The organism is Acinetobacter sp. AR_0276 (genome assembly GCF_003000705.1).
Classification (GTDB): Bacteria; Pseudomonadota; Gammaproteobacteria; order Pseudomonadales; family Moraxellaceae; genus Acinetobacter; species Acinetobacter nosocomialis.
In genome coordinates, this window is sequence record NZ_PSQO01000004.1 from 1,780,839 (window position 1) to 1,800,404 (window position 19,566).

The window sequence follows — 19,566 nt, forward strand, 5'->3', positions numbered from 1 at the left end:
CGTTATAAGCGATTTAAATGTTATTTTTTAAGCAAAAATTCACATTTTCTTACGCTCAAAGCTTGGAATGTTCGTTAATCGCGCTATATTCGATAAGAATAAGAACAGGAGAAAATAGCATGGTTCAGCAAATCGATGCGCCACTGCGTGAGGATGTCCGCTTACTTGGCAATTTGTTAGGTGAAACCCTAAAACAACATGCAGGACAAGAACTGTTTAATCAGATCGAGCAAATCCGTGCTCTTGCCAAAGGTGCACGTGATGGTCAAGCTGAAGCCGAAAAGCAATTAGAACAATTATTTTTAGAACTGCCCGATGAAGAGCTATTACCTCTTACCCGCGCTTTCTCTCATTTTCTGAATTTTGCCAATATTGCCGAGCAATATCATGTGGTACGTAGCCGCAGACAGGCAGAGTTTGATTCGGAGGCTAATTCTCCAAATCCACTTGTTCACTTATTTCAAAAGTTTAAAGATAAAAGTATTTCGACAGAAAAACTATTCCAGCAAATTTGTGATCTTAAGATCGAATTGGTACTTACAGCACACCCAACCGAAGTAAGCCGTCGTACCCTCATTCAAAAATATGACGATATTAATGCTTGTCTTTCACAACTCGATCAGCAAAAACTTACTCCACGCGAACGTCAAAATGCGCTTGCCAACTTAAAACAACAAATTAGTTCAGCTTGGCAGACAGATGAAATCAGACAGCACCGCCCGACTCCTGTCGATGAAGCAAAATGGGGCTTTGCAACCATTGAGCAAACGCTTTGGAATGCCGTACCTAAGTTTATTCGTGAATTAAATGAGTTAGTTCAAGACAATTGCCAACAAAACTTACCACTCAATATTGCACCAGTCCGCTTCGCATCTTGGATGGGCGGCGACCGTGATGGTAACCCGAACGTTACTCATCAAATCACTCAAGAAGTATTATGGTTATCACGCTGGCAAGCTGCCGACCTTTACCTAAGAGATATTGAGAATTTACGTTGGGAGCTTTCAATTCAGGCTTGTTCTGAAGAGATGATCCAAGCGATTGGTAGTCCACACCCAGAACCTTATCGCGAGTATTTACGTGCAACACGAGAGCGTTTAAAAGCAACTCGTCATTGGTTAGCCCAGCGCCTACAAGGTTTAGAAGCAGACGATAGCAATGTCATTAAAAGTAAAGATGAGCTATTACAACCATTATTACTGTGCTATCGCTCTTTAATTGATAGTAATCTGCCTGAAATCGCAAATGGTCAACTTCTCGACTTTATCTACCGTGTGAACTGTTTTGGTATTGAACTACTTAAACTTGATATTCGCCAAGAATCGGGCCGTCATCGCCAAGCCATTTCAGCCATTACCGAATACTTAGGTTTGGGTAATTTTGAGTCATGGACTGAACAAGCCCGTCAAAACTTCCTGATTCAGGAGCTCCAAAGCAAACGTCCGTTGCTACCGAAATATATTAATGAGCCTGAAGGTAGTTTGATTGGCCACCCAGATGTAGAGGAAGTATTTGCAACTATGCGTACTTTGGCAGACCAACCACCAGAGTCGTTAGGGGCTTATATTATTTCGATGGCTGAATATCCGAGTGATGTTTTAGCTGTATTGTTATTGCAAAAAGAAGCCGGTATTCAGCATCCTTTACGTGTGGTGCCTCTATTTGAAACTTTAAAAGATTTAGATGGCGCTGCAACTACCATGAATACGCTGTTCAATATGCATTGGTATAAGCAGCACATTCAGGGCAAACACGAAGTGATGATCGGTTACTCCGACTCAGCAAAAGATGCTGGCTTCATGTCTGCTAACTGGGCACAATACCGTGCTCAAGAAGAGCTGACTGCAATTGCTAGTAAACACGGCGTACAGTTGACTCTGTTCCACGGTCGTGGCGGCTCAATTAGCCGTGGTGGTGCTCCAACTCAACAGGCACTATTCTCACAACCGCCAGGTTCAATCTCTGGTGCAATTCGTGTAACAGAACAAGGTGAAATGATCCGCTTCAAATTCGGTCTAGAAGGTATTGCCATGCAAAACCTTGAAATCTATACCGCAGCAACACTTGAAGCGACATTATTGCCACCACCAGAGCCTAAGGCCGAATGGCGTGAACTCATGAACCGTATGACAGATCATTCCGTGAAGGTTTATCGTCAAACAGTGCGTGAAAACCCACATTTTGTGAAGTATTTACGTACCGTCACGCCTGAGCTTGAGTTACAAATGTTGCCACTAGGCTCGCGTCCGGCAAAACGTAAAGTGAGTGGTGGCATCGAATCTTTACGTGCTATTCCATGGGTATTTGCGTGGACTCAAATCCGCTTGATGTTACCAGCATGGTTAGGTACAGGCGCTGCCATTAATGAAGTAATTGCCGATCAGCAAAAAGCAACACTTGATGAAATGCTCCAGCAATGGCCTTATTTCCAAACGCTCATTGATATGTTGGAAATGGTATTGTCTAAAGCCGATGCCAACATTGCACTCTACTACGAGTCTCATTTAACTGAAGATGAAGATTTAAAAGTGCTCGGTAACCAATTACGTCAGCGCTTAAAAGATGCTGTTGAAACGTTACTTAAATTGAAAGATGAATCAAAGCTTCTTAGCAATAACGAGGTTCTGGATCAATCTATGCAGGTCCGTAAACCATATTTACTTCCTTTGCATCTTTTACAAGCTGAACTCATGAAACGCCGCCGTGATTATCTCGCGGAGCGTCAGGCAGAACATACCCCTGTTGACCATGCACTGATGGTGAGTATTGCAGGTATTGCTGCTGGTTTACGTAATACGGGCTAAGCTGTTTTTACCAATTGTTTGACAAAGCAGTACATCGGTGATGTGCTGCTTTTTACTTGCAAAGTTCCCCATTTTTTATAAATTTTCCACGATTTATTATTTTTTTAAATATTTTTTAAAAATCATAAAATTAATTTTTATAATAAAAAAATAACTAATTCCTTATATTTAGAATTCTTTAAATTATACCAATCGTTAAAAAATAATTACTTTTCACTCACATACTGCTCTCTAGAGATTAAATGCATTCCCAAGAAAGAGTATCATTGCACCAATTAAAGAATAACGAGCTCATTTTATGTCCAACTGGTTTCCAAAATGGCAGCCTTACCAAGGTGATGTTGACCATCGACCGGTCTCTACCAATGAATATCTCCCCCCAGTTCAAAGTGCCATTTTAGGCATCCAACATGCATTTGCCATGTTCGGAGCCACCGTTTTAGCACCATTACTCATGGGCTTTAATCCTAACCTTGCTATTTTAATGTCTGGTATCTGTACCATCCTGTTCTTCTTAATTACAGGTGGACGTGTTCCAAGTTATTTAGGATCGAGTTTTGCCTTTATTGGTGTTGTTGCAGCAGCTACGGGGCATATCACAGGTTCAGGGGCCAATCCAAATCTTTCAATTGCGTTAGGCGGAATCGTAGCCTGCGGTATCTTTTATGCACTCATCGGTTTTATTGTGATGCTTACTGGTACACGCTGGATTGAAAAACTCATGCCACCTGTGGTGACTGGTGCAATCGTGATGATTATTGGTCTAAACCTTGCACCTGTCACCATTAAAGGTGTTGCAGGCCAACCCTTTGAAATGTGGATGGCTTTAATTACCGTACTTTGTATGGGCAGTATTGCGGTCTTTACGCGTGGTTTATTACAACGTTTACTTCTATTAGTTGGTTTAATTTTGGCTTATGCAATTTATGCCATCACGACTAATGGGTTAGGTTTAGGTAAACCAATCGATTTTAGCCAGATCTCACAGGCTGCATGGTTCGGTATTCCAAGCTTTTCACATCCTACTTTTGATACCAAGGCTATTTTAATTATCGCGCCGGTTGCACTCATTTTAGTGGCAGAAAACTTGGGCCATATTAAAGCAGTAGGTGCAATGACTGGTGAAAACCTGACGCCACAATTAGGCAAAGCATTTGTTGCAGATGGTTTAGCGACTACACTTTCTGGTAGTGTTGGCGCACCAGGCATGACCACTTACGGTGAAAACATTGGTGTGATGGCGGTTACTCGTGTGTACTCAACGATTGTATTTGTGATTGCAGGTATCTTCGCTATTTTCTTAGGGCTATCCCCAAAATTTGGTGCTGTCATTAGCACTATTCCCAGTGCAGTCCTCACAGGTGCATCTATTGTGGTATTTGGTTTAATTACCATTGCTGGTACAAAAATCTGGATCGAAAACAAAGTTGATTTTTCTAACAATAAAAATCTGATTGTGGCTTCAGTAACCATTATTTTGGGTGCTGGTAATTTTGAATTATTGTTCGGTAATTTCAATTTAGGCGGTATTGGCACCGCAACATTTGCAGCCATTATTCTAAACTGGTTGTTTAGTTTAAAAGATAAAACTTAAATTCAAAAAGGCAGCGTAAGCTGCCTTTTTTCATTGCGATTTAGTATGATGAATTTTTGCATTTCAATACGTTCCTATCATGCGTTTTGATTTTTTTGATTTACAGCTAGTTCTTCATATTGTCTCGACTGGTAGTCTAACCAAAGGTGCTGACCGTTCTGCAATTTCACTTCAAGCAGCGAGTGAGCGTATAAAAAAACTCGAACAGTATTTTGAAACACCCTTATTTATTCGCCAAACCACAGGCGTAGAACTCACCACAGCTGGACATGCATTTGTAGAGCATGCTCGTCAGCTTTTAGCTCAAAAAGATCAACTCGAACAAGAAATGCAGCGCTTTAAGTCTTCTACAACTCAAGCATTAACACTTTGGTGTAACTCTTCTGCTCAAAGCGAATATTTGCCTCCGTTATTACCGCAATATCTGGTGCTTCATCCCGAAATGAGTATCGATTTGCACGAAGCAGAAAGTTCAGAAATTGTAGATGCATTAACCCAAGGAATTGCGAGCCTTGGCTTGGTCTCAAGCTTTTTTGATACTCGACATTTGCAAACAAAAGAATTTGCGAGTGATCCTTTAGTTTTGATTTGTCCTGCTACACATGAGTTAGCTCAATATCAAAAGCTAAATTTGGTAGAGGCTTTAAGCTATGGTTTTATTGGCCTTAAAGCCCATCACTCTTTGCAACAGTCCATTGAAACTCAAGCGAAATTAGTAGGATTTAACATACAGTACCGTTTACGCTTACCTAACTTTAGTGCAATTGCTGAGGTTGTTGCCAAAGGCGTGGGTATTGCGATTATGCCTGCCCGTGCGGCGCAGCGCTTGCAATCGGACTATGATTTTCATTCCATCCAATTACTCGGCGCATGGGCAAACCGAAAACTACTTTTGGCAACACAAAATTTCAGCCAACTGTCTAGTAGTTATAAGCAATTTGCAGATTTCCTATTAGAGCATCGCCCTTAGAAATTTGGCTTAGTGCAAAATCATATAAAGTCCTAATGACACTAAACCTATAAAAAAGATACGGCGAAATAACTGCTCATTGAGTCGATAACGAATTCTTTTACCGATCCACATTCCAACGAGTGCCGCCAACAAAGCAGCAAAAGATAAACGATAGTCCAGTGTTACTCCCGACATCGGGTTATGATGTAAAAACACTGCAAGGCAAATGGTAGAGACGGTAAATGTTAATCCCAAGGCTTGTACCAGTTCGTCACGTTTTAAATGTAAAGACTGCAAATATGGCACGATAGGAATAATAATAACGCCTGTTGCTACTGTCACTGCCCCACCAATATATCCAATAATCGGCGATAACCAGCGCTCATGTTTACCTAAGTGTGGAAGTTTCTTGACACATAATCCATAAAGCCCATATAAGGCCAACATACTTCCTAATAAAATCTCACTACTGTGCCCATGGCTTTGACTTAAAGTCGGCAAAAAGCTCCATATTGAACCAGCAACAATGCCTATAAGCAAAGTCCAGAAACGGCGAATAAAAGTCCAAACATGCCCCTCAGCAAAAAGTTGCCAGACATTGGTGACCATTGAAGGAACAATGAGTAGGGATGCTGCCTGAAAAGGACTCATTGCGATGGTAAGTAAGCCCATTGAGACCGCGGGCAATCCTAAGCCGATCATGCCTTTAATCATGCCCGCAAAGACAAATACCATCATAATAATAGCTAGAAATGTCACTGTTTATCTCCGATTCCCTACATGGTTATGCTACGGAAAAAACAGGTTTTGCCCTATTCTTGTTTTTTGGAGTAGGCCTCAATTAGAAGTTGAGGCTGTTTTATATTTTTCTTCTAAAACATTGCTAAAAATGCTTTCAATCATCCAAACCCGATACAAACTATTAAATACATAACTTTGCCCATCAATACGCAACTCTAAAACTGGTAAATCAGGCTGATGTTTATTCTTGCAAAGCGCATCATTTTGCTCCAAAACAGACGGTACATCCTGTTCGGTTAAATGCTCAATGCCAAGTTGTTGCTGTAACTGTTGGAAATGCTTCTGGAAAGATGGATCTTTTCCTTTAGTCCAAACGGCCTGCAAAATAGTAAAAATTGCATCGAGTTGCTGATTTTCTGGCACACTATAAAAAAGCTTTGCCATCTCAAGCGTACTTTCTTCTGTAGGGCGGCAAAAAGGAGTAAAAGCCACTTCAGTACGTTTAGAAACACGGGTTGCCAAGCTCCAGTCAAACCAGTCTCTGCCCCGATAACTCAGCGGATAGACTTTTAACTGAATATCATAATAGTCTGCGAGTTCTTCTTTAATATATGCAAGAAGTAACCAGCTCATTGGATCTTCTAAAGCAATAAATACATCAAGCTCAGGGTGAAGAGCCTGAATTTCATTAAGTGCTTCAGCATCATTAATCAAATGTTCACGCCATTCGATATGATTAATTAAAAAAATCGGAATACCTGTCAGTAACTTTTGTTGTTTTAAACGACGGGTTAGACGTAATAAATCATCCACTGCGTGATATTTACGTCCACCAAACTCAAAATACGCTGCCTGTACAGGCTCATCTGTAAAAATACGTTCTGGGAAGTGCTGTGGCATCTGATGCTTCACCGCCATGGCATGTAAAGTACGTAACTTTCCATATTGCTGTTGCCAAAGCATGTGAAAGATATCTTCAAGTAAATGGAAGAAGTTCTGACCTTGTAATGGGGTTCTTTTTAGTATGACAGCGGCTTGTTTTAAAGCTTCTTGGCTTGGGATTTCTGGGAACTCATCAAAAGCAAATCGATGCTGATTTGCTAAAATCTTGGCATCATTTAAACAATAATGCTGCCACTCCTCATGCGTCATGCTGTTTGGAGGTTCAGAAGCTGTATGAGAAATAATAATTTTTAAAGGTTTAAGCTCATCACTTAAAATTTCATCAAGCTGAGACAATTGCTGAACAGCCAGATAGCTATACACATCATCAAGTCGTAAATAAATACTTAAACCATTTTCCGTGGGTAACACCGCTTGACGAGAAGGCTTTTGGTAAAACCAGCTCGATCGGATAGGGTCAAACCAACGGCGTAGCAATGACATGAGTAGTGCCTCTAAAAATAAATCCTAAGCGAGATCAAAAGTTATTTTGATCATAGTGCAAGGTGAAACAGTAGTCGAGATGGAAAAATGACTACCTAAGTTCGCGCAGAAAATATGTCATGTTATTTCGCGAATTTCTGCGTAGGTGAAGATTTTATCACCATTTTATGGCAAACCCATAGAATGATCTGAAAACACCTTTTTCTACAAGCGGATTTTTTTTACCAGACATAAAAAATGCACCCTTAACATGATAACAATTCATCGTGTTAATGGGTGCATGTTTCCTACTCAATTATTAAAATTGAATATTTTATAGAACGCGTACCGCTCCTTTTGCTGCACTTGTGGTATGCATTGCATAAACTTTTAACGCTTTTGATACCTTACGTTTACGTTCTTCCTTCGGATGCCAACCTTTCGCTTCCTGAACTGTACGACGGTGTGCCAAAGTCGCATCATCAATATTCAAGTGAATGGTACGGTTTGGAATATCAATTTCGATGGTATCGCCATCTTCAACTAAACCAATTGCACCGCCTTCAGCAGCTTCTGGCGAAACGTGACCAATTGAAAGACCTGATGAACCACCAGAGAAACGACCATCTGTAACCAAGGCACAGTCTTTTCCTAAACCTTTAGATTTAAGATAGCTGGTTGGATAAAGCATTTCTTGCATGCCTGGACCACCACGTGGACCTTCGTAGCGAATAACAACAACATCGCCAGCTTTAATCTCATTGCCTAAAATTGCTTCTACAGCTGCATCTTGGCTCTCAAAAACGCGTGCTGTACCAGTGAATTTTAAAATAGATTCATCTACACCCGCAGTTTTTACGATACAACCATCAAGTGCGATGTTGCCGTATAAAACAGCTAAACCACCATCTTTAGAAAATGCATGTTCTGCATTACGAATTACGCCCTTTTCACGGTCGCCATCTAAAGTTGAGTAGTAACGGTTTTGTGAGAATGCAACTTGAGTCGGAACACCACCCGGAGATGAACGATAGAACTCATAAACCTCTGCATTTTCAGTACGGATAATATCCCACTTATCTAACGCATCTTTTAATGTTTTCTCATGTACAGTTGGTACAGATACATCAAGTAGATTCGCACGATCAAGCTCGCCTAAAATGGCCATGATACCGCCTGCACGATGTACATCTTCCATATGTACGTCTTGTTTTGCTGGCGCTACTTTTGAAAGTACTGGTACTCGACGTGACAATTCATCAATATCGTCCATTGTAAAATCAACTTCAGCTTCATTTGCCGCAGCTAATAAATGAAGAACTGTATTGGTTGAACCGCCCATTGCAATATCAAGTGTCATCGCATTTTTAAAGGCAGCTTTAGTGGCAATTGAACGAGGCAAAATACTTGCATCTTCTTGTTCGTAATAGCGCTTAGCCAATTCAACAATAAGCTGACCTGCTTTTAAGAATAATTTTTTACGGTTTGCATGCGTTGCAACGATAGAACCATTGCCCGGTAAAGATAAACCTAAAGCTTCGGTTAAACAGTTCATTGAGTTTGCAGTAAACATACCTGAACATGAACCACAAGTTGGGCATGCTGAACGTTCAAACTCTGCAACTTCTTCGTCGGTGTAACTATCATCAGCAGCAACAACCATCGCATCTACAAGGTCAATGGCCTTTTCATCACCACGGAATTTAACCTTACCTGCTTCCATTGGTCCGCCAGACACAAACACCACAGGAATATTTAGACGCATCGCAGCCATCAACATTCCCGGAGTAATTTTGTCACAGTTCGAAATACATACCATCGCATCGGCGCAATGAGCATTCACCATATATTCAACTGAATCCGCAATTAAATCACGTGATGGTAATGAATAAAGCATGCCGTCATGCCCCATCGCGATACCATCATCCACCGCAATTGTATTGAACTCTTTAGCAACACCACCTGCTGCCTGAATTTCTGCTGCGACAAGCTGCCCTAAATCTTTTAGATGGACATGGCCCGGAACAAATTGAGTAAATGAATTGACCACTGCAATAATTGGTTTGCCGAAATCTTCATCTTTCATTCCTGTTGCACGCCATAAGCCACGTGCGCCAGCCATATTTCTTCCGTGTGTCGATGTTTTTGAACGATAGTCAGGCATTTGTATTTCCAACAAGTTGTGCTTGAGTGAAATGACTTCCACTCTGGCTGAATGATACTGATATAGCGTTAGATCAGTCGGAATATTGACTCATCATCATAATTTGATCATTCTCCATTCTATAGAAGCAAATAATATAGGGAAAGCCAAGAACGATAATACTCAGTCAATATTTAGCAAAACTTACATGAATAATTTTTTATTTTTTTATAACCTTTTTTTATCAATAAAATTTTTTCAATAATTTTTTGTTCACTATTTAAAAACTAAAATGCTCAATCGCCATGAGTTTAGGGCTTCAAACGTTTTTCACGTATACTACTCATAAACTCTTTTTGGATTGCATTTGTGAAAATTATTTTTGCTGGCACCCCCGAATTTGCTGCAACAGCATTGGCGGCTTTATTAAAAACTTCCCATGAAATTATCGCGGTTTATACTCAACCAGACCGTAAAGCAGGCCGTGGACAAAAACTAACACCGTCTCCTGTCAAACAGCTTGCACTGGAACATAATATTCCTGTTTATCAACCGCTTCACTTCAAAGCTTCAACTGAAGAAGGCTTGGCTGCTCAACAAGAACTGGCTGCTTTAGGCGCTGATGTCATGGTGGTTGCAGCATATGGTTTAATTCTTCCACAAGCTGTGCTCGATACACCTAAATATGGCTGTTTAAATATTCACGGCTCGCTATTACCACGTTGGCGTGGTGCAGCGCCAATTCAACGCGCGATTGCAACAGGTGATGAAGAAACCGGCATTACCATCATGCAAATGGCGGCAGGTTTAGATACAGGCGATATGATGTATAAAACCTATTGTCCGATCACTACCGAAGATACTTCTGCGACTTTACATGACAAGTTAGCAGCACAAGGAGCAACAGCAATTTGTGCGGTACTCGAGTCAGAAGAAACTCTGCAAAAATATTTGGCAGAACGCGAAGTCCAAGACGAAAGCTTAACGGTCTATGCTCATAAACTCGTGAAGTCAGAAGCTCGTATTGATTGGTCTATGAATGCAGTTCAAGTAGATCGCAATATCCGTGCATTCAACCCTTGGCCAGTCGCTTTTGTTCAACTTGATGAAAATAATGCACTGCGTGTTTGGAATTCTCTAGTTTCTAGCCAAAGCAAAGCACATGCTCAAGCTGGTGAAATTATTGCAATTGATAAACAAGGCGTACATGTTGCTTGCGGTGAAAATACATTTATTTGTCTAACGAGCGTACAGTGGCCAGGTGGTAAAGCATTAAATGCTCAACAAATTGCACAAACTCAAAAACTTCATGTAGGACAGATTCTGCCATGAGTCAGGTTACTTCAAACTCATCACGTTTTAACCTGCGCGCTCAAGTCGTCCAAACGTTACTCAAAGTTCAGCAGGGCCAATCATTGGCTAGTATTTTAAATACACAGCTGAATCAAGTCGCAGAGCGTGATCGTGCGTTATTTCATGAACTTGTTCTAGGTACTTTACGCCAATGGTTCGCACTTAAGTCAATTAGTCTGCCTTTGCTCAGCAAACCTTTAAACAATGAGACAGTAGAAACTTGTTTATACGTTGGTCTTTATCAAGTTTTATGCACGCGTATTGCAGCGCACGCTGCCATCTCAGAAACAGTAGATGCGACTAAACAACTTGGTTTCCCTGCACTCAGCGGTATTGTGAATGCAATTTTGCGCCGAGCAACTCGCGAAACTGAGGACTTTCAACAAGGTTTACAGCAAGCCCATGGCTTACCAAGTTGGCTTTTTAAGCGTTTAAAAAAGGATTGGGGAGAACAAACAGAAGCTCTCTGCCAATCGTTAAAGCAAGCCGCACCTTTGACTTTACGAGTAAACCAACGCCATATTGGTCGCGATGCTTATTTAGCAAAACTACAAAGTTTAGATATTCAGGCACGTGCGTGTACTCTATCTGACGCGGGTATTATTCTTGAACAATCTGTACAAATCACACAGTTACCGGGTTTTGAACAGGGCTGGTTTTCTGTACAAGATGAACATGCACAGCTATGTGCAACCTTATTGCCTGATTTAAACAATAAAACAGTTATTGATGCGTGTGCGGCTCCAGGTGGAAAAACGGCTCATTTGCTTGAAAAATTTAAACCAGCCCAGTTAATCGCCATTGATCAGGATCCAAGTCGTTTAGTCCGTGTAACTGAAAACCTAAACCGACTAGCACTAGATCAAAGCCATACTGAAATTCTGGCAGCCGATGCAACCAAGTGGACTCCAGCCCAACCTGTGGATTGTATCGTGCTTGATGCACCTTGTTCTGCGACAGGTGTAATTCGACGTCATCCTGACATACGTCTATTGCGCCAATCTAGTGACATAGCCCAAACCATTGAGCTACAAAAGCAGATCTTAGAGCACATGTGGCAGCAACTTAAAGTTGGAGGCACCCTGCTTTACATCACCTGTTCAATTTTAAAAGCTGAAAATGAACAGCAGATGACTAGCTTCTTTGCAAAGCATACCGATGTAAAAGAAGTAAAAATTGAAGCAGATTGGGGAATTGAACAAACTCATGGTAGACAACTGTTGCCAGAAGCACAATCTGGTGATGGTTTCTATTATTGTAAAATTCAAAAAATTGCATAAAAAAAGCAGGCTTTTAAGCCTGCTTTTTTACTAGATCAGTATTAAAGAGTGTGCTGGTCTTTGACTTCTTCTAAGACTTCATCTAACTCTTCAGGATGTCTTGATAAATGTAAAATGGATAAAGCTAGTCCACCCCATACAAATACCATTGAAATTATCATCATCACGATTGCCGAAGTATTCATTATTTTATCCTCCTAGCGATCTTTCATTTTACTTAACACGATAGCAACGACTGCACAGAAAATAACACTGCCCCAGCCAAATACACCTTGTAAGCTCATACTATAAGTATCATAGCCATTTTTGATCAAATTAAAAACAGTCATAGTGAGTGTTGTTAATAGGATAAAAGTAGTAATCACGGTTAAGGTGAAATCCCATCCCTTACCCAATTGAATGGTTGAGATACGATTGACATGATCACGAAGCTCTCTAAGAGCTGAGCGCTTAAACCAAGCTACGCTAATAATTGATATCAATGCTCCCCCAATAATGCCAATGTTATTGATAAAATGGTCGACAATATCAACGAGCTTAATTGCATTTACACTTGAGAATAAAATAATTGAGACTAGAGCACTACCACCACCAATAATGGTTACCGCTTTCTTACGACTCCACTTCAACTTATCTTGCATCGCTGCAATAGGTACTTCCAAAATACTAACCATTGAAGAAATACCAGCTACAAATAATGAAGAGAAGAATAAAAGGCCGAATAGATCAGCACCAGAACCTAAACTTGAAATAATTTTAGGGAAGGCAATAAATGCGAGACCAATACCACCACTCACCACATCTTTAACTTCAGTACCTGCAGCATGTGCCATAAAGCCAAGCGCTGCAAAAATACCGATACCCGCTAAAATCTCTGTCGATGCATTCGCAAATCCAACAATAAGACCTGAGCCAGTTAAATTGGTTTTTGGTTTTAAGTAAGATGCATAGGTCACCATAATCCCGAAACCAACAGAGAGTGAGAAGAAAGTATGACCATAGGCTGCTAACCAAACTTTATAGTCCATCATGGCAGACCAGTTTGGAGTAAAGAAAGCATTTAAACCTTGTACTGCACCCGGTAAACGTAATGACTGAATCACTAAAATCGTAAATAAGATGAATAATAAAGGCATGAAAATCTTATTAGATAATTCAACACCTTTTTTCACTCCACCATATAAAATGATTAAAGTCAGTGCCCAAATTCCAACAATTGGCCAGAATAAATGGCCTACAAACTGCAAATCAAAGCCAGTCGCTTTTGTGGTTTGTAAATAGGTATTGAAGAAGAAGCCTTCCGGGTCACTTCCCCACATTTGGCCAATAGAAAAATAAATGTAGCTACCAGCCCAAGTCAGAACACTTGCGTAATACAAACCAATAATGATACAGACGCAAACCTGCCACCATCCTAGAGTTTCTCCGCCTTTAAACAAAGCTCTATACGCTTTAGGAGGCGATCCTGTACTACGATGACCTACTGCATAATCTAAAAATAGTAATGGTAAACCTGCCGTAATAAGTGCAAGTAAGTAAGGAATAAGGAACGCACCACCACCATTTTCATAAGCAACGTAGGGGAAACGCCAAATATTACCTAAACCAACAGCCGAACCAACGGCTGCGATAATAAAACCAGATCGTGACGTCCAGTTTTCACGAGAATCTGTCATAGAACACCTAATGTTAAAAGATTACTTATTTTTACTGCTTTTGTTGATTGTTATTCCGCACGCAAAAAAAGAACCAAAGAATACTTTTGTGTTTGATAGAGAATAAAAGGCACCTTTTGAGTATTTTTATTTTCATGTCAAACAAGCAAAAATAGAAAATTCTTCCTTAAAGATTTTTGTCCATTTTTTGCCCCTATATAGTTGAACAATACCCGTTTTTATTTATTTTTACTGTAATTTCCGTCTGAAATTTTACGTTTTTTAGAGATTTTGATTTAGATTGGTTATTTTTTAGCTAATATTCATGTTCTAAAACATATTATTAGAGAATATAAGCAATGATATTTTCTACCATTTAAATTATTTTCTACTTTATAAAGTAGATATATCAACCAATTTTAGATGAGTAAAATCACAGAATCTTACCGACGTATTACACAAAATTTATACTAAAATTTTTCCTAACAAGCTCCACTTAAAATCTATATTTTAATAATAAAATCAAAAACATAAATTAATAAAAATAATTATAATTCTAAAAGTTTTATATTCACCATTTTTCATCAATGCATAACTTCTCAGATGTCTATATCATGCGCTCAAAGATTTCTTTTCTTAGGATATGATGATGAAGATATTAAAAATGTCTTTTTTGACACTCGGGATGAGTCTTAGCGGATTTGCTCAAGCGGATTTTATAGGAGTTAAAGGGGACGTGGGCTATTGGTTTTACGATGGTAAAGCAAACATGTCTACACAATTGCCAGATGACCAAGACTTAGATCGAAAAGGCAGTGCACAACTTTCATTAGCATTCGAGCACCCAATCCCATTTATTCCAAATGCAAAAATTCGTTACGTTAATCTAGATACTCAAACTAAATCAGAGACCTTAGGTCAAGCTAACTATAAGATTAATTTAGATCATAGTGATTTTATTCTTTATTATGAATTACTAGATAATATTGTGAGTGTGGATGCGGGTCTGGGTGCAACCGTATTAAATGGTGATATCACCGCCTATACAGGTAAACGTGTAGATATTGATAAAACATATCCTATTGCTTATTTGTCGGGAGAAGTAAAACTTCCATTCACAGGTTTAAGTGCTAAAGGTGAAGCAACTTATACAAACTTTAATGATGCAAAAATCACAGATGCATTGGCAGAAGTAAAGTATAAATTTGTCGATAATTTAGTAGTCGATTTAGGCCTTAAAGCAGGCTATCGCGTACTTAATATTGACTTAGATGATTATGATAACAATGACCTTAAATTTGAGTTTAAAGGCCCTTATGTTGGCTTAGAAGCACATTTTTAGACTCAATGAGGGTGAGAGAAATATCCTTTCACCCTATTTTTTTATAATTAGAAATTACCGTCTCAATTCGACTTAAAATTTGTGGCCAACCTTTTCTCATACCCATAAAAGCTTGTTGTCCCACAGAAGAATTCTCATTAAATCCCGAATGTTTAAGCTGCAAAAGTGTGCCCTCTCCTTGAGGAATTAATTGCCATCTTAGAGTTGTATCAAGTACACCAATTGCAAAGTCATATTCAAATAAAATTTCTTTATCAGCCACCTTAACTAGGCAATGTTGTACTCCAAAACTACCCATATCTAAAGTAAATTGATGACCAGCTTTAGGCTGAATATCTCCTTTAACCCACCATTGTTGAATGAGTTCAGGTGTGGTCAATGCTTCCCATACTTTCTTAGGTGGATATGGAATATATTGAGATAACTCAATTGCCTTCATCATTTTGTATTTTTCCATATTTTATCGAATTTATATTATTCTTGAAGTAATCATATGACAAATAAAAAAACACCCCAATCTCTTTTGAGATTGGGGTGTTTAGAATAATGAGCTGGCGATGACTTACTCTCACATGGGTAACCCCACACTACCATCAGCGCTAAGAGGTTTCACTTCTGAGTTCGGGAAGGGATCAGGTGGTTCACTCTTGCTATGGTCGCCAGCACAACTGTTTATGGATACTTGCTTTGGTCTTATTGACTGCCGAAGTGTTTTCCAAATCTTTACAGATTGGGCTGATTGAATCTGATTGTGTTCATTTTATCTAGTGGAATAACTAAATCAAGTTTGTTTGTAGATTTATGAATCGATTGATGCTTTGTATACAACTGCTTGGGTGTTGTATAGTCAAGCCTCACGAGCAATTAGTATTGGTCAGCTTCACATATCACTATGCTTCCACATCCAACCTATCAACGTCCTAGTCTCGAACGGCTCTTTAGAGGAATAAATTCCTAGGGAAATCTTATCTTGAGGTAGGCTTCCCGCTTAGATGCTTTCAGCGGTTATCCCTTCCGAACATAGCTACCCGGCGATGCGACTGGCGTCACAACCGGTACACCAGAGGTTCGTCCACTCTGGTCCTCTCGTACTAGGAGCAGATCCTCTCAAATTTCCAGCGCCCACGGTAGATAGGGACCGAACTGTCTCACGACGTTCTAAACCCAGCTCGCGTACCTCTTTAAATGGCGAACAGCCATACCCTTGGGACCTGCTTCAGCCCCAGGATGAGATGAGCCGACATCGAGGTGCCAAACACCGCCGTCGATATGAACTCTTGGGCGGTATCAGCCTGTTATCCCCAGAGTACCTTTTATCCGTTGAGCGATGGCCCTTCCATACAGAACCACCGGATCACTAAGACCTACTTTCGTACCTGCTCGACTTGTGGGTCTCGCAGTTAAGCGCGCTTTTGCCTTTATACTCTACGCGTGATTTCCGACCACGCTGAGCGCACCTTCGTACTCCTCCGTTACTCTTTAGGAGGAGACCGCCCCAGTCAAACTACCCACCAGACACGGTCCTCGTCCCGGATAACGGGACAGAGTTAGAACCTCAACATTACCAGGGTGGTATTTCAAGGACGGCTCCATTGGAACTAGCGTTCCAACTTCAAAGCCTCCCACCTATCCTACACAAGTAAGGTCAAAGTTCAGTGTCAAGCTGCAGTAAAGGTTCACGGGGTCTTTCCGTCTAGCCGCGGGTACACTGCATCTTCACAGCGATTTCGATTTCACTGAGCCTCTGCTGGAGACAGCGCCGCCATCATTATGCCATTCGTGCAGGTCGGAACTTACCCGACAAGGAATTTCGCTACCTTAGGACCGTTATAGTTACGGCCGCCGTTTACTGGGGCTTCGATCAAGAGCTTCGCTTACGCTAACCCCATCAATTAACCTTCCAGCACCGGGCAGGCATCACACCCTATACGTCCACTTTCGTGTTTGCAGAGTGCTATGTTTTTAATAAACAGTTGCAGCGGCCTGGTTTCTGCGGCTGTCATCAGCTCAGGAAGCAAGTTCCATCACCAACAACAGCGTACCTTCTCCCGAAGTTACGGTACCATTTTGCCTAGTTCCTTCAGCAGAGTTCTCTCAAGCGCCTTGGTCTACTCGACCTGACCACCTGTGTCGGTTTCGGGTACGATTCCTGTGTAACTGAAGCTTAGAGACTTTTCCTGGAAGCATGGTATCAGCCACTTCGCTGTACAAGTACAGCTTGCTATCGGATCTCAGTATAGAGTACCCCGGATTTGCCTAAGATACATACCTACATCCTTCCACCTGGACAACCAACGCCAGGCTGACTTAACCTTCTCCGTCCTCTCATCGCATTACACAGAAGTATTGGAATATTAACCAATTTCCCATCGACTACGCCTTTCGGCCTCGCCTTAGGGGTCGACTCACCCAGCCCCGATTAACGTTGGACTGGAACCCTTGGTCTTTCGGCGAACGGGTTTTTCACCCGTTTTGTCGTTACTCACGTCAGCATTCGCACTTCTGATACCTCCAGCATACTTCTCAATACACCTTCATCGGCTTACAGAACGCTCCCCTACCACTTGACTAATGTCAAATCCGCAGCTTCGGCACATAGTTTTAGCCCCGTTACATCTTCCGCGCAGGCCGACTCGACTAGTGAGCTATTACGCTTTCTTTAAAGGGTGGCTGCTTCTAAGCCAACCTCCTAGCTGTCTATGCCTTCCCACATCGTTTCCCACTTAACTATGATTTTGGGGCCTTAGCTGGCGGTCTGGATTGTTTTCCTCTTGACTACGGACGTTAGCACCCGCAGTCTGTCTCCCGGATAGTACTCATAGGTATTCGGAGTTTGCATCGGTTTGGTAAGTCGGGATGACCCCCTAGCCGAAACAGTGCTCTACCCCCTATGGTATTCGTCCGAGGCGCTACCTAAATAGCTTTCGGGGAGAACCAGCTATCACCAGGCTTGATTAGCCTTTCACCCCTATCCACAAGTCATCCCCTGGCTTTTCAACGACAGTGGGTTCGGTCCTCCAGTTAGTGTTACCCAACCTTCAACCTGCTCATGGATAGATCGCCTGGTTTCGGGTCTATACCCAGCAACTAAACGCCCTATTAAGACTCGATTTCTCTACGGCTCCCCTATACGGTTAACCTCGCTACTGAATATAAGTCGCTGACCCATTATACAAAAGGTACGCAGTCACACCACGAAGGTGCTCCCACTGCTTGTATGCATGCGGTTTCAGGATCTATTTCACTCCCCTCACAGGGGTTCTTTTCGCCTTTCCCTCACGGTACTGGTTCACTATCGGTCAGTCAGGAGTATTTAGCCTTGGAGGATGGTCCCCCCATATTCAGACAAGGTTTCACGTGCCTCGCCCTACTCGTCATCATTATGTGTGCCCTTTCGTGTACGGGAATATCACCCTCTACGTTCGCACTTCCCAGAGCGTTCCACTAAAACACACATAACTTAATGGGCTGATCCCCGTTCGCTCGCCGCTACTGAGGGAATCTCAATTGATTTCTTTTCCTAAGGGTACTGAGATGTTTCACTTCCCCTCGTTCGCCTTGCAACACTATGTATTCATGTTGCAATACCTACCTTAAAGTAGGTGGGTTCCCCCATTCAGACATCTCCGGATCAAAGGATATTTGCCGCCTCCCCGGAGCTTTTCGCAGGCTATCACGTCTTTCATCGCCTCTGACTGCCAAGGCATCCACCACATGCACTTAATTACTTGACTATACAACCCCAAACAGTCGACGTTACCTACAAGTTAGTAACTTCAACATTTCAGTTTAGAGCACTGTGTATTTAAACACTGTACAGCTTCAATCTAAATTCATATACCAAAACGCTTGATTCAGTTAATTTGCTAGTTCTCAATTCATTCAGATTAATTGCTTAATCTAAACTCTTGAGTGAACAATTTATTTCAGACTCAATTTTGCCAATCTGTTAATGAATAAACATGCCTTCGTCAGGTCATGCTTAATACCGTGATACTTAAATCACAGAAGTTAATAAACCAAGACCGAAATCTCTATTTACTAATTTCTGTAATCCGAACTTATCTTAAGTTCTGGTGGAGACTAGGAGAGTCGAACTCCTGACCTCCTGCGTGCAAAGCAGGCGCTCTACCAACTAAGCTAAGTCCCCAGCTTACATCATCAGTCATGTATCTTTTATCTATAACTTTAACCAGTCAAAGTCATGGTGGGTCTGACAAGACTTGAACTTGTGACCCCACGCTTATCAAGCGTGTGCTCTAACCAACTGAGCTACAGACCCTCAGATACATCTATGAAGAACAACTTGTTGTGGATTCTTACCAATCGTCAATCTT

12 protein-coding genes, 2 tRNA genes and 2 rRNA genes are annotated in these 19,566 nt (G+C 41.1%); 6 read left to right on the forward strand and 10 right to left on the reverse strand.

Annotated elements, in window-relative coordinates:
• The first annotated feature begins 119 nt into the window (after positions 1-119).
• From ppc to CSB87_RS09360, 3 genes are all read left to right on the forward strand, one after another.
• Entirely contained in the window at positions 120-2,804 is a 2,685-nt protein-coding gene (gene ppc, locus CSB87_RS09350; protein WP_004885070.1) for a phosphoenolpyruvate carboxylase, read from the forward strand.
• A 298-nt stretch (positions 2,805-3,102) separates the two neighbouring features.
• Positions 3,103-4,398: a solute carrier family 23 protein gene (locus CSB87_RS09355; protein ID WP_004885072.1), complete on the forward strand. Its 1,296-nt coding sequence runs from the start codon at positions 3,103-3,105 to the stop codon at positions 4,396-4,398.
• Positions 4,399-4,477: 79 nt separating this feature from the next.
• On the forward strand, positions 4,478-5,368 hold the full coding sequence (locus CSB87_RS09360) for a LysR family transcriptional regulator (RefSeq protein ID WP_004885075.1): 891 nt from the start codon (positions 4,478-4,480) through the stop codon (positions 5,366-5,368).
• A 9-nt stretch (positions 5,369-5,377) separates the two neighbouring features.
• Here the strand turns inward: CSB87_RS09360 and CSB87_RS09365 are convergent, their stop codons facing one another.
• From CSB87_RS09365 to ilvD, 3 genes are all read right to left on the reverse strand, one after another.
• A complete protein-coding gene (locus CSB87_RS09365; RefSeq protein WP_004885077.1) occupies positions 5,378-6,109 on the reverse strand; it encodes a sulfite exporter TauE/SafE family protein in 732 nt (243 codons plus the stop codon).
• A 78-nt stretch (positions 6,110-6,187) separates the two neighbouring features.
• The gene (locus CSB87_RS09370) at positions 6,188-7,477 is read right to left on the reverse strand and encodes a hypothetical protein (protein ID WP_004885079.1); all 1,290 of its coding nucleotides are present in this window, start codon (positions 7,475-7,477) and stop codon (positions 6,188-6,190) included.
• Positions 7,478-7,790: 313 nt separating this feature from the next.
• Positions 7,791-9,620 (reverse strand): dihydroxy-acid dehydratase, encoded by a 1,830-nt coding sequence (gene ilvD / locus CSB87_RS09375; RefSeq protein WP_004885081.1) that lies wholly within the window; start codon positions 9,618-9,620, stop codon positions 7,791-7,793.
• A 348-nt stretch (positions 9,621-9,968) separates the two neighbouring features.
• Here ilvD and fmt point away from each other — a divergent pair, with 348 nt between their 5' ends.
• Both fmt and rsmB read left to right on the forward strand, forming a co-directional pair.
• The gene (gene fmt / locus CSB87_RS09380; protein ID WP_004885083.1) at positions 9,969-10,931 is read left to right on the forward strand and encodes a methionyl-tRNA formyltransferase; all 963 of its coding nucleotides are present in this window, start codon (positions 9,969-9,971) and stop codon (positions 10,929-10,931) included.
• On the forward strand, positions 10,928-12,232 hold the full coding sequence (gene rsmB, locus CSB87_RS09385) for a 16S rRNA (cytosine(967)-C(5))-methyltransferase RsmB (protein ID WP_004885085.1): 1,305 nt from the start codon (positions 10,928-10,930) through the stop codon (positions 12,230-12,232). Before fmt ends, rsmB begins: the two co-directional genes overlap by 4 nt.
• Positions 12,233-12,273: 41 nt before the next feature.
• Here rsmB and CSB87_RS09390 read toward each other — a convergent pair whose 3' ends face one another.
• Together CSB87_RS09390 and CSB87_RS09395 are read right to left on the reverse strand one after the other, a co-directional pair.
• On the reverse strand, positions 12,274-12,417 hold the full coding sequence (locus tag CSB87_RS09390; RefSeq protein WP_002053803.1) for a methionine/alanine import family NSS transporter small subunit: 144 nt from the start codon (positions 12,415-12,417) through the stop codon (positions 12,274-12,276).
• Positions 12,418-12,429: 12 nt separating this feature from the next.
• Positions 12,430-13,908: a sodium-dependent transporter gene (locus tag CSB87_RS09395; protein ID WP_002053942.1), complete on the reverse strand. Its 1,479-nt coding sequence runs from the start codon at positions 13,906-13,908 to the stop codon at positions 12,430-12,432.
• A gap of 628 nt (positions 13,909-14,536) precedes the next feature.
• Here CSB87_RS09395 and CSB87_RS09400 point away from each other — a divergent pair.
• Entirely contained in the window at positions 14,537-15,229 is a 693-nt protein-coding gene (locus CSB87_RS09400) for a TIGR04219 family outer membrane beta-barrel protein (RefSeq protein WP_004711287.1), read from the forward strand.
• A 28-nt stretch (positions 15,230-15,257) separates the two neighbouring features.
• Here CSB87_RS09400 and CSB87_RS09405 read toward each other — a convergent pair whose 3' ends face one another.
• The 5 genes from CSB87_RS09405 to CSB87_RS09425 form a co-directional block, all read right to left on the reverse strand.
• Entirely contained in the window at positions 15,258-15,671 is a 414-nt protein-coding gene (locus tag CSB87_RS09405) for an SRPBCC family protein (RefSeq protein ID WP_004885088.1), read from the reverse strand.
• 107 nt (positions 15,672-15,778) lie between these two features.
• Positions 15,779-15,893: ribosomal RNA gene (gene rrf, locus CSB87_RS09410) — 5S ribosomal RNA — on the reverse strand.
• Between the two features lie 179 nt (positions 15,894-16,072).
• Positions 16,073-18,963 (reverse strand): 23S ribosomal RNA (locus CSB87_RS09415).
• Positions 18,964-19,303: 340 nt separating this feature from the next.
• Positions 19,304-19,379, reverse strand: a tRNA-Ala gene (locus CSB87_RS09420).
• 55 nt (positions 19,380-19,434) lie between these two features.
• Positions 19,435-19,511, reverse strand: a tRNA-Ile gene (locus CSB87_RS09425).
• Positions 19,512-19,566: the final 55 nt, after the last annotated feature.

Bases quoted from the DNA above. Each gene is read 5' to 3' on its own strand.
- ppc (WP_004885070.1), top strand. From the start codon at position 120: ATGGTTCAGCAAATCGATGCGCCACTGCGTGAGGATGTCCGCTTACTT.
- CSB87_RS09355 (WP_004885072.1), top strand. From the start codon at position 3,103: ATGTCCAACTGGTTTCCAAAATGGCAGCCTTACCAAGGTGATGTTGAC.
- CSB87_RS09360 (WP_004885075.1), top strand. From the start codon at position 4,478: ATGCGTTTTGATTTTTTTGATTTACAGCTAGTTCTTCATATTGTCTCG.
- CSB87_RS09370 (WP_004885079.1), bottom strand. From the start codon at position 7,477: ATGTCATTGCTACGCCGTTGGTTTGACCCTATCCGATCGAGCTGGTTT.
- ilvD (WP_004885081.1), bottom strand. From the start codon at position 9,620: ATGCCTGACTATCGTTCAAAAACATCGACACACGGAAGAAATATGGCT.
- rsmB (WP_004885085.1), top strand. From the start codon at position 10,928: ATGAGTCAGGTTACTTCAAACTCATCACGTTTTAACCTGCGCGCTCAA.
- CSB87_RS09390 (WP_002053803.1), bottom strand. From the start codon at position 12,417: ATGAATACTTCGGCAATCGTGATGATGATAATTTCAATGGTATTTGTA.
- CSB87_RS09395 (WP_002053942.1), bottom strand. From the start codon at position 13,908: ATGACAGATTCTCGTGAAAACTGGACGTCACGATCTGGTTTTATTATC.
- CSB87_RS09400 (WP_004711287.1), top strand. From the start codon at position 14,537: ATGAAGATATTAAAAATGTCTTTTTTGACACTCGGGATGAGTCTTAGC.
- CSB87_RS09405 (WP_004885088.1), bottom strand. From the start codon at position 15,671: ATGATGAAGGCAATTGAGTTATCTCAATATATTCCATATCCACCTAAG.